The sequence below is a fragment of the Pseudomonas sp. PDM31 genome, assembly GCF_019218965.1.
Classification (GTDB): domain Bacteria; phylum Pseudomonadota; class Gammaproteobacteria; order Pseudomonadales; family Pseudomonadaceae; genus Aquipseudomonas.
In genome coordinates this window covers 52,773-65,954 of record NZ_JAHUWS010000010.1, presented here as the reverse complement: position 1 = coordinate 65,954, position 13,182 = coordinate 52,773, and the positions used below count along the sequence as shown (strand labels likewise).

The window sequence follows — 13,182 nt, the reverse complement described above, 5'->3', positions numbered from 1 at the left end:
AGCCTCACTCATCCTTGCTACGCGGCCCGCTCTAACGTCACTCTTGCAAACGCTGAATCAGGCACTGGGCTGCGTCATAAAACGCACTTTGCACAAAGCTGTCTACTGTCAAACCTGACAGGTAGGTCCCTCGATTACGCCCTTGAGCACCCGCGACGCATAAAAAAAATCCGATGCCTGTGGCATCGGATTCTGTTTTTTGCTGCCCGGGATCCGCAGCGAGGCTTGAAGGGCAGGTATCAGCCCATTTGCTCCTCGCTGCCGGAACGCTTAGTCGGGCGTGCCGTCAACCACACCGGCGGTGTTGTCCAGCAAGCTCTTGGTCGCCGTTTGCAGGAACGCTTCGAGTTTGAGTTTCAACTCGGCTATGCGCGCAGGATCGGCAATGACCTCGGTGCGCGGCGTGGCGCCCAACTCGTACTGATACAACTTGGGTGCCATGTCCTTGTCCTTGGGCAGCACAAGAATCTGGTCCGCCGTGAGAATGGCCGTGGTCTGCTCGCTGCCGGACGGTTTGATCACACCGAAACCGACATCGCCTTCAGGCAGGTTGAGCAGGTCGCGGCCCCAGCATTGATGACGAACTTCACCACCAATGCGCCCCATGATGGTCGGCACGATGTCGATCTGGGTGCCCACGGTATGATCACGTTGACCGAACTTTTCCTGAACGCCCGGGGCGATCAACAGCATCGGCACGTTGAAGCGGCCCAGGTCCATTTCGGTGATCTGGCGCTCGTTGCCAAAACCGTGGTCACCGACGATGACGAACAGGGTTTCCTTGAAGTACGGTTCCTTGCGCGCCTTCTCGAAGAACTGACCCAGCGCCCAGTCGGAGTAACGCATGGCGGTAAGGTGTTCATTCAGGCTGCCACGATCGGTCACGCGCTCGACCGGCAATGGCGTCGGCAAGGCGTATGGCGTGTGGTTGGACAGGGTTTGCAGCAAGGCATAGAACGGCTTGCCACCTTCACGCTTCTTCAGCTCCACCAGGCCACGGTCAAACATGTCCTGGTCGGACACACCCCAGGTAGGATCGGAGAACACCGGGTTGACGAAATCGTTACGCCCGATGAAGTTGGTCATGCCCTGGCTGCTGAAGAAACCCGACTGGTTGTCCCAGGCGAAATCGCCGTTATAGACATACACATCGTCGAAATCACGGGCGCTGAGCAACTGAGGCAGGCCGGACAGCTTGTGGCTGCCTTCCGGGGTCTGCATCAGGTATTCGAAGCCCGGCAGGTTCGGGAAGCAGGCCATGGTCGCGAACATACCCTGGTGGGTATGGGTACCGTTGGAGAAGAAGCGGTCGAACAGCAGGCCTTCCTTGGACAACTGGTCGAGGTACGGCGTGATGTTGCCCGGCCCGCCGAGTGCGCCCACCGAGTGACCGGCCATGCTTTCCATCAGGATCACGACGACGTTCTTGATCGGCAGGGTCTTGTCGGCCGGCGGCGTGTAGTCACGGCGAACTGCTGCGGTCTGGGCATCCACCAGCTTGTCGTCCGGCATCACCAGCAGGTCGCGCACCACTTGCTGGGCTTGCGGCTGCGGCAGGGTGGCCTTCCAGATATTGTCGCGATCTTCGGACATTCGGCTCTTGGCCGCCGCAACCAGCGACAGTGTGCCGTTGAGGCCCAACTGGTTGGCGAAGTTCGAATCGGTGGTGTAGACATCACCCCAGCGCAGTGGCGGGCCTTGACGCAGGGTGCCACGGGCGGCGACCACGCAGATCAGCAGGCAAACCACGAACACGCCGATGCGCGCATACCACGGGGCAACCTGGCGTGTGCTGATGCTGCCGCCACTGAACGGGCCGCGGGGACGGGTCGCACGGTCGGCACCCTTGAATGCCATGCTCAGCAGCCAGGTGCCTACGACCCAGGCCAGCAGATAGCGGACTACCGGGAAACCGTACCAGAGCATGCTCATCACGGTTTTCGGATCTTCCTTGACGTACTGGAAGACCAGGCCGTTGAGGCGCTGGTGGAACTCGCGGTAGAAGTCCATCTCCATCAGGCCCAGGAATAGCGCGATGCTGGAGACGACCGTCAGCCAGAAGCGGAAAAAACCGCGCGCTGCCATGGCCCGGACGCTGAACAGCGACAACAGCAACGGGATACTGAGGTAGACCACCAGACGCAGGTCGAAACGCAAGCCGTTGGCGAACGCTTCGAAAAAGGTCGAGGCCGGTGTGTCGAGGATCATTTCGCGGTTGTAGACCAGCAGCGCGACGCGCAGCAGGCTGAACATGACCATCATGACCAGGGCACACAACAGCGTGTAGGCCAGATGTGATTTGACGGTCGGTTGCAGCAGGCGATTAGAAGCTCGCTGCTGATTCAGGGCGTCCGGGATTGCCATGTCGTTTTAGGACCCATTGGAAGTTGAAGTTTCAAAAATACAGCTGCGCCTTACCCTCTTTTGGCCATTACCTGGCTGCGGGGTTTGCGCGGAGCACAAATGTTGCACGATCAACGGCAGCATTGCCATTGATTACTCCCTCCCCTGCCGTTCTTTCATCCAGGTCACTGGAATGCACGGCAGATTGCAGGAGCGCGGGGAATTGTCTTGGAGGGCTGGTGAAAATTCTGTGCAACGAATAATTCGGAAACAAAATAAAAGCGCAGTCCTGTATGCAAAACGCCCCGAAACATTCGAGGCATCCGCTCAAGCCTGTTCAAAAAACCCGCCGTTACTTCTCGGCGCGTTCCTTGAGGGCTTTCAAGGTATTGAATGGCGCATCCACCACGAACTTGTTGGCCACCATCGACGGCACGCTGCCGCCAGGCTCGGTGTGCACCTGATAGGTCACTTCAATCTGATCGCCCTTGGGTACGAACTTCCAGAAACCTTCGACCTTGGCCACGCGGACAAACCCTTTTTCCTCAGGCTGGTACTTGGGTACACCTTCGAGCTTGCGGGTCAGGCTGCCGTCGGCGCCTTCGACGGTGGTGATGTGCATCACCGAATCGCGGGGAGTGACGGGCCACGGGGTATTGAACTGGGTGTAGGTCCAGCTCTGATCACCTTCGTGCTTGAGCAGCTTCTGGGTTTTACATTCGTGAATCCAGGCGCAGGCTCCCGACACATCCTCTTGCAACGCGCGCAGCTTGGCCATGGTGGTCTTCATCAACGTCACGCCCTGGTAGGCCTTGTAATCGGACCCGGCCACTTCACTCAGGGAGATCTTGATGCCGTCTTCGTTCTTGGCGACTTTCCAGTCTTCGGCCTGGGCGACCGAGGTGGCCAGCACAGCCGTCAAGCCACACAACAGAGCAATACGATGCAGCGAACCCATAGTGTTATTCCTTATTGTTGAAGTTCCGTTCGTTGGGCTTGCACCGGCGAACACCTTCAGGTGTTTCGCAGGTGATCGCAGGTGCAAGCCCACACATCACGCCGCCGTCATTTGCTCCCACCAGCCAATCAGCCTGATGGCTTCTTCACTGCTGCTCCCACAGACCTCGGGGTCGGCGTCGAACGCCGAACACACCGTCGGCCGTTCCGGCTGGCCAAAAATATTGCACAGGTTTTCGGCCGACAACTGCAGGCAGCGCTCTCCGGCCGCCTTGCCGTTGGGCATGCCGGGAATCGGTGAACTGATGGAAGGGGCAATGCAACAGGCGCCACAGCCCTCACGGCATTTCATGACGACAAGCTCCTCGCGACGAGCAATGTGTTAATAGAGGTGACACAGAGTACCCGCTAAAACAGTTGTTTTAAATTACCCGCTGGCGGGTTTTTCAGCACAAAGGTGTGTGACCGGCCAGTCTCCGACAAAGCGTCTACCCTGCGGGTCGCGAATCGGGATGGATTACTGTTTGAATTCGAAATCCAGCGCCGCGCCCTCAACGTCCCGGCGTTCCTCATTGCGCAATTGCAGCTGCATTTCGTTGCTGAGCAATCGTCCATTGAGCTGGAAAGGACTGTCGCTGCTCTTGTCACCGAACATCGGTGGCAACAAGGGTTCGCGCTTGGGCAATGGCACGGTGCCGACCGGCTTCAACTCGTCGACCATGCCCTTGGGCAGGCGCAGATCCAGGTGGGCTGACGGGATCTCGGTTTTCACGACCTCACTGGCCGGTTTCGATTTGGCGGCAATGGGCGGGCGCTTTTTCACCGGCGCAGGTGTTTTTTTCACCTCGGTGGCTTTTTGCCCCGACGGATCATTTTTCGGCACGGCCTGGAGACTGCCGCTGGCAGGTTTTTCCTGCGCAGAAGCGGCAATGACGGTTGCCGACTGGACACTGACAAACAGGCAGGTCAATAGCCAGGCGACAGAAAAAAACTGTTTCATGGACCCAACGGTACAAACGGCAGAGGCGTATATGCTCACCCTTTGCCGCCAACAAGACAAGCGCGGGAAACATCCCCATACCCATTACAACCCGGCTGCCACCTCTTGGCAGAGCTGCGTGGCCAGCATGCCCAGGGTCATCAATGCACGTTCGGCTTCACGGTTCCATGGAATGCCACAATTGAGCCGGATACAGTGATTGAACTGTTCGGTATTACTGAAAATCAGCCCCGGCGCAATGCTGATGCCCTGCTGCAATGCGCGCACGTGCAGTTCCTGAGTATTGACCCGCCCGGGCAAACTGACCCACAGAATGAAACCGCCAGTGGGCCGGGTCATCTGCGTGCCTTCCGGGAAGTGCTGCTGCACCGCCAACTGGAAGGCGCTGAGGTTTTTCCGGTATTCCTGGCGAATAAAGCGCAAATGCCTGTCGTACCCGCCATTTTCCAGATAGGCCGCGATGCCCATCTGGGTCACGCTGCACGCAGAATGAGTACTGAAGGTCTGCAGGCGCTGAATTTCCTGCTGGTATTTGCCGGCAATCATCCAGCCGATCCGTACCCCTGGCGACAGGGTTTTGGAGAAGCTGGAGCAATAAATCACCCGATCCAGCCGGTCATAGGCCTTGAGCGACTTGGTACGCCCCTGTTCGAACATCAACTCGCCGTAAATATCGTCCTCGACGATCTGGATGTCGAAATCCGACGCCAGGCGCAGCAACTGTTTCTGCCGCTCCTCGGGCATGGTACCGCCCAAGGGATTACTCAGGCGCGTGGTCAGCACCAACGCCTTGATCGACCATTGGTTAGCGGCCAGCTGCAAGGCTTCCAGACTCATGCCGGTGGCTGGATCGCTGGGGATCTCGATGACCTTCAGGCCCAGCAGATCGGCCAGTTGCAGCAAGCCGTAATAGGTCGGTGATTCGGCTGCGATCAGATCGCCCGGTCGGGTCAGAACGCGCAATGACATTTGCAGGGCATCGACACAGCCGTGGGTAATCACCACCTCCGACGGGTCGACCACCACACCGGCGTCGCGCATGCGGATCGCCACTTGTCGACGCAAAGGCTCGAAACCCGGGCTGAACATGTAGCTGAACGCCCGCGGGCTATGGAAGCGCGTGACTTTGGCCAATTGCTGATGCAAGGCGCGTACTGGCAGATAATCGACACTCGGCACTGCCGCGCCCAAAGGGAAGACGCCCTCGCGACGGGATTCGACCAGTACTTGTTGAATAATGCTGCTGCGGGTCACCAGCCCCGGGCGCTCGACCCGGGCGATGTCGGGCGTCGGCGCGGTCAGGGCCGGCGTCTGGTGTACGTAGTAACCCGACTGCGGCCGGGCACGGATCAGCCCCTGGTCCTCGAGGTTGGCATACGCCTGCAATACCGTGGCATGGCTGACATTCAGCTGCGAACTCATCTTGCGCACCGAAGGCACGCGCTCGCCCGGCTGATAGACCCCACGGCGGATGTCTTCGGCCAGTTGCTGAGCAATACGTTGGTAGAGCAAAAGATTGGTCATGACGCAGCACTCGGTTTCACGGGCATTTTATTCTTGTATAAACAATACCGGAACAGTTTAGAAGTGTACTGGGACAGTTACCACAATAGTCGACCATACAGTGCAGTGTCAGCAAGATCTGTACTGTTTTGCGAAACATTTGCCAGGCACAAAAAAACCCGGCGCTGCATGACAGGCCGGGTTTTCCAGTGACGCAACTCTTAGCGAGCAGCGCCTAGCTGGCCTTGTTCGTCGGAAAACACAATTTCCACCCGACGGTTCTGTGCACGGCCCCTTTCAGTGGCATTGGCATCCACCGGGTATTCATCGCCATAACCTTCAACCTGGATTCGCTTGTCATCAATACCCAGATCCATCAACACGTCCGCCACCGATTGCGCCCGGGCCTTGGACAACTTGAGGTTCTCCTGCTTGCCCCCGGTGCTGTCGGTATAGCCTTCGATGCGCACTACACGCTTGGGATTGAGCTGCAGGAACTGCACGATCTTCAACACCACCCGATTGGCCGAACTCTTCAGTTCCGCCTCGCCGGTATCGAACAACATATCGCCCAGGGTCATCACCAGGCCGCGATCAGTCTGGGCAGTGGTCAAGGCGAGAATCTGTTCTTCGAGCCATTTGCCTTGCTGCTGCACGCTGGCCAGCTTGGATTCGCGCAAGGCCAGTTGCAGGCGCTGGCGCTCCAGTTCTAGCTTCGCCGCGCGCTCTTCGTTGAGCACCTGGTTGGTGTGCTCGCGTGCAATCTCGCTGTAACGCTGGCTGAGGTAGGCGTAGTGCACCACGTCCGAACCGCTGCCCCAATAGCTGGACAGACGATCGGCCCGGGCCAGGGATTCACCGGCGCGAATCACGTCTTTAGGCGCGATACGCAGCACATTGGAATCTTCCTTGACCGTCTGGAATTCGGCACCGGCCTGCTGCAAGGCGGTCTCGCTGCGCTGCCCGGCGCAACCATAAAGGCTGGCGCAACCTGCCACAATCAAACCGCCGAGGGCTTTGCTCCTTAGGCTCATTGGGCATCTCCCACTTGCTTGCGCAGTCGGGTGATGCGGGTGTTGAGCAGAGTCAACTGCTCTTCACTCTTGAGCGTGAGCACCTTGGCTTCAGCCAGGCGGGCATCCAGTTCGGCCTGCTCGGAGCGCATGCGCGCGTTCTTGAAGGACTGATCGTTCATGTTGCCCTGGGCACGTTTGAACTTGTCTTCAGCCAGTTTCATTTCCGGCACATCGTCTACGGTGGCGCCCACGGCCCTGGCTTGTTCGAGTGCCTGTTCGGTCAGGCGCATCTGTTCATTGGGCGCCGGATCGCTTGCACAACCCGTCAGGGCCAGAACGGCCATGGCAGCGAAAAGAGGTCGAATACTCACTAAAAATCCCTACTGTTTTGGGGTACTGGCGGGCAGCTGCCGAGGCGTCTGTTGTTGCGCTTTCCACAGCTCGATGTTGCGTTGCAACACGGCTTCCGTCAGTCCGGACGCGGGCAATTCTGTCATCTTTTTGGCCAACTGTCCGCGCAACCACGGATCGTTGCAGGCCGAGTCATGGGAAATCGCCAGGAACAGGCCCGGCCGGTCGACCGGTTGAGGATGCGCAACAAGGTCGTTGGCCATGCCCAGTGTCTGTGCAGTCGCCATGCCGGAGTATCGCCCGGCCAGGACAAATTCCACTTCGCCCAAGAGCAATTTCTGAAAGGCTTGGGTAAGGTTTGGCGTACGTGCGAGGGTCAATTGCTGCTCGGCGAAAGTGCCGAATTGCGAGGTCAATCGAGACTTATCCGACAGCGCGCCGGGGTGACCGTGCAGGTCCTGGGCGTCGCTGTAGACCAGTGACGAGTCTTTGCGAGTCCAGACCAGATAATCGTTTTCCAGCAACGGTGGATGAATATAGTCCAGCGATTCCAGTGCGCTGACCGTCAATGGCGCGTCGGCCAGCATGTCCATGCGTCCGCTGCGCACTTCGTCCAGGGCCTGGGAGCGTTTGCCGGCATACAGCATCTGGACCTTGATCCCCAACTCCCCCGCCACCTGCTGCAACAGATCGGCGCTGGCACCGATCAGGTGCCTGGGATTCTGCGGGTCTTGCCACAGGTACGGTGGCGCATCCGGACTGCCGGTGACCACCAGGCGTTCGCACTTGCCTGCTGCACCGGACAGTGCTGGAAATATCGTCAAACCCAGGAGTAATGACCAGCCAAATACACGACGCAAATCCATAGCAACACGCTCCCGTTCAGACCGTTTATATCCCCTGTAGGCGCGAGCCGGCTCGCGATGGTGTCAAATGCACCGCGCTTATCCAGGTTCCCCGCGTCATCGTTGACGTCCATCGCGAGCCTGCTCGCTCCTACAGGGTAAAAAAAACAAAAAAAAACCCGACCAGACGGTCGGGCTCTTTTATAAGTGAAGCAGCCGGTTTAAACCAGCTTCTCCAGCTCAGGGATGGCTTCGAACAGGTCCGCCACCAGGCCGTAATCGGCCACCTGGAAGATCGGCGCTTCTTCGTCCTTGTTGATCGCGACGATCACCTTGGAGTCTTTCATGCCGGCCAGGTGCTGGATCGCGCCGGAGATACCGACGGCGATGTACAGCTGTGGAGCAACGATCTTGCCGGTCTGACCGACCTGCATGTCGTTAGGTACGAAACCTGCGTCGACCGCGGCGCGCGAAGCACCCACGGCAGCGCCCAGCTTGTCGGCCAGAGCGTACAGGTGTTTGAAGTTGTCACCGTTCTGCATGCCGCGACCGCCCGAAACGACGATCTTGGCAGCGGTCAGTTCCGGACGATCGGACTTGGCCAGTTCCTCGCCGACGAAGCTGGAGATACCAGCGTCGTGGGCAGCGCCAACGGCTTCAATAGCCGCCGAACCACCGGTAGCGGCAACCGGATCGAAACCGGTGGCACGCACGGTGATCACTTTCACTGCAGCGTTCGATTGAACGGTAGCGATGGCGTTACCAGCGTAGATCGGGCGCTTGAAGGTGTCAGCGCTTTCTACCGAGATGATCTCGGAGATCTGGTCAACGTCCAGTGCAGCGGCAACGCGCGGCAGGATGTTTTTGCCGTTGGAAGTGGCGGCAGCCAGGATGTGGCTGTAGCCATTGCCCAACTCTGCGACCAGAGGAGCGACGTTTTCCGGCAGTTGGTGAGCGTAGGCGGCGTTATCAGCGACCAATACTTTGCTCACGCCAGCCACTTGCGCAGCGGCTTCAGCCACGGCGCCAGCGCCCTGGCCTGCAACCAGAACGTGGATGTCACCACCGATTTTGGCGGCGGCGGCAACGGTGTTCAGCGTGGCCGGGGCCAGCACTTTGTTGTCGTGTTCTGCAATAACCAAGATTGTCATTTCGGCTCCTTAGCTCAAAGCACCTTCGCTTCGTTTTTCAGTTTCTCGACCAACTCAGCAACAGACTTGACCTTGATACCCGCGCTGCGTGCAGCAGGCGCTTCGACTTTCAGAGTCTTGTTGGTGGAGGCGGTGGAAACGCCCAAAGCGTCCGGAGTCAGCACTTCGAGAGGCTTCTTCTTGGCTTTCATGATGTTTGGCAGGGACGCGTAGCGCGGCTCGTTCAAACGCAGGTCGGTGGTGACGATGGCCGGCAGTTTCAGGGAAACCGTCTGCGCGCCGCCGTCGATTTCGCGGGTTACAGCTACGCTGTCGCCGCTGATTTCGACTTTCGAAGCGAACGTGCCCTGACCGTAGCCGCTCAGTGCAGCGAGCATCTGGCCAGTCTGGTTGTTGTCGCTGTCGATCGCTTGTTTGCCAAGGATCACCAGCTGAGGCTGTTCCTTGTCGACTACAGCTTTCAACAGTTTGGCAACGGCCAGGGAGGTCAGGTCTTCGGCGGACTCGACGAGGATGGCGCGGTCAGCACCCAGAGCCAGCGCGGTGCGCAGTTGCTCTTGAGCGGTGGACGGGCCGACGGAGACGACGACGATTTCAGTCGCAACGCCTTTCTCTTTCAGGCGTACGGCTTCTTCCACGGCGATCTCGCAGAACGGGTTCATCGACATCTTGACGTTGGCAAGATCGACGCCGGAATTGTCCGCCTTGACGCGAACTTTCACGTTGTAATCCACAACGCGTTTGACAGCTACAAGAACCTTCATGGATTCCTCGTTACTCTCCGGTGAAAAGAAAGTCGCCTAGGCGAACCTGGCGGTTGATACTCATCGGGCGCAAGGGCACCTCCAAAAACGCCGGCACAGTGTCAAGTGACCATCGCGCATGACGTTGATGACCGTTCGTCAGTGGTGACTATCGAGTCATTCCTTATCGCGGCGTGTAAACTGCGAGTCCGAGCTGCACTGCGCATCACTTCTACTGCCATCGCCCTGTCTTTAGAGGTGCTCTTGAAACCAACAGTCAGCCTACGGCGAGCGCAAAACCGCCCGTATCTTGACCGGAACGCCTATTCCGGTCAATACGCCAAAATAGCCGTTCATACGGCGCGTGACTTTGATTTCTCTGGCCTTGAGGCAATTCAAACAAACGTTTGTATTGGACGCTGGGAGTGGTGTAGATATAATGCGCCACCCAAAGAGAAAGGTGGTCACTCGATTGTCCTCTCCCGACGTTACATCGGGATTCAAGGATGCGACACCGAAACTCCAAAATTAGAAAAAAACTGTTGAGCCTTGAGTAGGAGATAGCCTGTGGAACGCGAATACATGGAATTCGACGTGGTCATCGTCGGTGCCGGCCCCGCTGGCCTTTCCGCTGCCTGCCGCCTGAAACAGAAAGCCGCGCAAGCCGGTAAGGAAATCAGCGTCTGCGTGGTCGAAAAAGGCTCCGAAGTCGGCGCTCACATCCTTTCTGGTGCCGTGTTCGAACCACGGGCCCTGAACGAACTGTTCCCGGACTGGAAAGAACTCGGCGCTCCGCTGAACACGCCGGTCACCCGCGATGACATTTTCGTGCTGAAAAACGCCGAAAGCGCGCAGAAAATTCCTGACTTCTTTGTGCCCAAGACCATGCACAACGAAGGCAACTACATCATCTCCCTGGGCAATCTGTGCCGCTGGCTGGCCCAGCAGGCCGAGAACCTGGGCGTGGAAATCTACCCGGGCTTCGCCGCTCAGGAAGCGCTGATCGACGAAAACGGCGTGGTGCGAGGGATCATCACCGGCGACCTGGGCGTTGACCGCGAAGGTCATCCGAAAGAAGGCCTGTACACCCCGGGCATGGAACTGCGTGGCAAGTACACACTGTTCGCCGAAGGCTGCCGTGGCCACATCGGCAAGCAACTGATCCAGCGCTTCAACCTCGCCAGCGATGCCGACGCCCAGCATTACGGCATCGGCCTGAAAGAAATCTGGGAAATCGACCCGGCCAAGCACCAGCCAGGCCTGGTAGTGCACACCGCCGGTTGGCCGATGGACATCATGGGCACCGAGAACACCGGCGGCTCGTTCCTCTATCACCTGGAAAACAACCAGGTTGTAGTGGGCCTGATCGTCGACCTGTCCTACAGCAACACTTACCTGTCGCCGTTCGACGAGTTCCAGCGCCTCAAGCATCACCCGGTACTCAAGCAGTACCTGGAAGGCGGCAAGCGCATCAGCTACGGCGCCCGTGCCATCTGCAAGGGCGGCCTGAACTCGCTGCCGAAGATGGTCTTCAAGGGCGGCGCGCTGATCGGTTGCGACCTCGGCACCCTGAACTTCGCCAAGATCAAAGGCAGCCACACCGCGATGAAGTCCGGCATGCTCGCCGCTGAATCGGTAGCCGACGCGCTGTTCGCCGAGAAGGACGGTACCGAAGAGCTGACCTCCTACGTCGACGCCTTCAAGAACAGCTGGCTGCACGAAGAACTGTTCGCCAGCCGCAACTTCGGCCCGGCGATCCACAAGTTCGGCGCGATCGTCGGTGGCGGTTTCAACTGGCTGGACCAGAACATCTTCGGCGGCAAACTGCCGTTCACCCTGCACGACACCAAGCCGGATTACGCGTGCCTCAAGCTCGCCGCCGACTGCAAGAAGATCGACTATCCGAAACCGGACGGCAAGATCAGCTTCGACAAACTCAGCTCGGTGTTCATCTCCGGTACCAACCACGAAGAAGAACAGCCTTGCCACCTGAAGCTGACCGACCCGAGCATCCCGATCAGCAAGAACCTGCCAATGTACGATGAACCAGCCCAGCGCTACTGCCCGGCCGGTGTATACGAAGTGATCACCAAGGAAGACGGCGAGAAGCGCTTCCAGATCAACGCCCAGAACTGCGTTCACTGCAAGACCTGCGACATCAAGGACCCTGCACAGAACATCACCTGGGTGACGCCGGAAGGCGCTGGCGGCCCGACTTACCCGAACATGTAAGCCGAACGCCGAAACATCGAAAAGGCTCCCGAATGGGGGCCTTTTTGTTGCCCGCAATTCAGGGCACAACACGGCCGATGTGGGAGCGGGCTTGCTCGCGAATGCGATGTATAAGTCGACATCAGTGTTGAATGAAGTACCGCATTCGCGAGCAAGCCCGCTTGTACACATTGGGTTGTGTTTAAAGCTTGAGACCCAGTTCTGCCGATAGACGCGCCGTAGTGCCCTTTATCAACGGAATCAGCTCGGCCATTTTTTCCAGCGGCATGTACGGCACGGTACTGGCGATACTGATGGCGGCCACGATGCGCTTGCTCGCGTCACGAATCGGCGCCGCCACGCAGCGGATCGACGGTTCGTTGTCTTCCAGGTCGAAGGCGTAGCCGCCGGCCACATACTCGACCATGCGCTGCTGGAACTGCTCCCAGGATTGCTCCGGGTGCTGCGGCCAGAACAGATTTTTCCCACCCACCGGCAGGCTGATTTCGTACAGCCGCTGCCACTCCTGCGGCGAATCATCGAGCATCAATGCCTTGCCGATACCGGTACGCGCCAACGGCATGCGATGGCCAACCCGCGAACGCATTTCCGGGCCATTGCGCCCCGGATTCTTGTGCAGGTACAGCACCTCGTCGCCCTCGCGAATCGCCAGGTGGATAGTGTCGCCAGTCAACGCCGACAGCTCATCCAGATAAGGCCCGGCCAGGGTCACCAACGGCAGCTCTTCGCGTGCCTGGAAACCCAGTTCGATCAGCTTGGGCCCCAACAAGTAACCCACCTGCGGCACCACCCGCAGGTAACGCTCCTCCACCAGGCAACTGGCCAGGCGATGGGTAGTGCTGCGCGTGGTTCCGATCAACCGGGCTATCTCTTTGAGATCGCGGGCGCCACTGGCCACGGCCTGGACCACACCCAAACCGCGAAGCAGGGTCTGGGTACCGGTCGGCGCGGCGTCCTTGGCGATTTTTGGGGCGTCTTCCTGCATATCCAGCCTTTACCGATGAGCGAGTGAACGGGCGGCATTATGGTCGCCCGCGTGCC

General features: G+C 58.8%; 12 protein-coding genes. 1 reads left to right on the top strand and 11 read right to left on the bottom strand.

Annotated features, from left to right (window positions below):
- Window positions 1-270 precede the first annotated feature (270 nt).
- From KW839_RS19835 to KW839_RS19790, 10 genes are all read right to left on the bottom strand, one after another.
- A complete protein-coding gene (locus tag KW839_RS19835; protein ID WP_218425257.1) occupies window positions 271-2,364 on the bottom strand; it encodes an LTA synthase family protein in 2,094 nt (697 codons plus the stop codon).
- Window positions 2,365-2,695: 331 nt separating this feature from the next.
- Entirely contained in the window at window positions 2,696-3,301 is a 606-nt protein-coding gene (locus KW839_RS19830) for an START domain-containing protein (RefSeq protein ID WP_060540851.1), read from the bottom strand.
- A 96-nt stretch (window positions 3,302-3,397) separates the two neighbouring features.
- A complete protein-coding gene (locus tag KW839_RS19825) occupies window positions 3,398-3,652 on the bottom strand; it encodes a YkgJ family cysteine cluster protein (RefSeq protein WP_060540850.1) in 255 nt (84 codons plus the stop codon).
- 165 nt (window positions 3,653-3,817) lie between these two features.
- On the bottom strand, window positions 3,818-4,300 hold the full coding sequence (locus KW839_RS19820; RefSeq protein ID WP_218425256.1) for a translation initiation factor 2: 483 nt from the start codon (window positions 4,298-4,300) through the stop codon (window positions 3,818-3,820).
- Between the two features lie 84 nt (window positions 4,301-4,384).
- Complete coding sequence (locus tag KW839_RS19815) at window positions 4,385-5,824, bottom strand: PLP-dependent aminotransferase family protein (protein WP_060540848.1); 1,440 nt, start codon at window positions 5,822-5,824, stop codon at window positions 4,385-4,387.
- A gap of 200 nt (window positions 5,825-6,024) precedes the next feature.
- Complete coding sequence (locus tag KW839_RS19810; protein WP_060540847.1) at window positions 6,025-6,837, bottom strand: OmpA family protein; 813 nt, start codon at window positions 6,835-6,837, stop codon at window positions 6,025-6,027.
- Complete coding sequence (locus KW839_RS19805) at window positions 6,834-7,190, bottom strand: DUF4398 domain-containing protein (protein ID WP_218425255.1); 357 nt, start codon at window positions 7,188-7,190, stop codon at window positions 6,834-6,836. Before KW839_RS19805 ends, KW839_RS19810 begins: the two co-directional genes overlap by 4 nt.
- Window positions 7,191-7,199: 9 nt before the next feature.
- The gene (locus KW839_RS19800; RefSeq protein WP_060540845.1) at window positions 7,200-8,036 is read right to left on the bottom strand and encodes an ABC transporter substrate-binding protein; all 837 of its coding nucleotides are present in this window, start codon (window positions 8,034-8,036) and stop codon (window positions 7,200-7,202) included.
- A 200-nt stretch (window positions 8,037-8,236) separates the two neighbouring features.
- Window positions 8,237-9,166, bottom strand: a complete 930-nt coding sequence (locus KW839_RS19795) for an electron transfer flavoprotein subunit alpha/FixB family protein (RefSeq protein WP_060540844.1) — start codon at window positions 9,164-9,166, stop codon at window positions 8,237-8,239.
- Between the two features lie 14 nt (window positions 9,167-9,180).
- Entirely contained in the window at window positions 9,181-9,930 is a 750-nt protein-coding gene (locus tag KW839_RS19790; protein WP_218425254.1) for an electron transfer flavoprotein subunit beta/FixA family protein, read from the bottom strand.
- A 546-nt stretch (window positions 9,931-10,476) separates the two neighbouring features.
- Here KW839_RS19790 and KW839_RS19785 point away from each other — a divergent pair.
- Window positions 10,477-12,141, top strand: coding sequence for an electron transfer flavoprotein-ubiquinone oxidoreductase (locus tag KW839_RS19785; protein WP_060540842.1), 1,665 nt, complete (start codon window positions 10,477-10,479; stop codon window positions 12,139-12,141).
- A 181-nt stretch (window positions 12,142-12,322) separates the two neighbouring features.
- Here the strand turns inward: KW839_RS19785 and KW839_RS19780 are convergent, their stop codons facing one another.
- Entirely contained in the window at window positions 12,323-13,126 is an 804-nt protein-coding gene (locus KW839_RS19780; RefSeq protein ID WP_060540841.1) for an IclR family transcriptional regulator, read from the bottom strand.
- Between the last annotated feature and the right edge of the window lie 56 nt (window positions 13,127-13,182).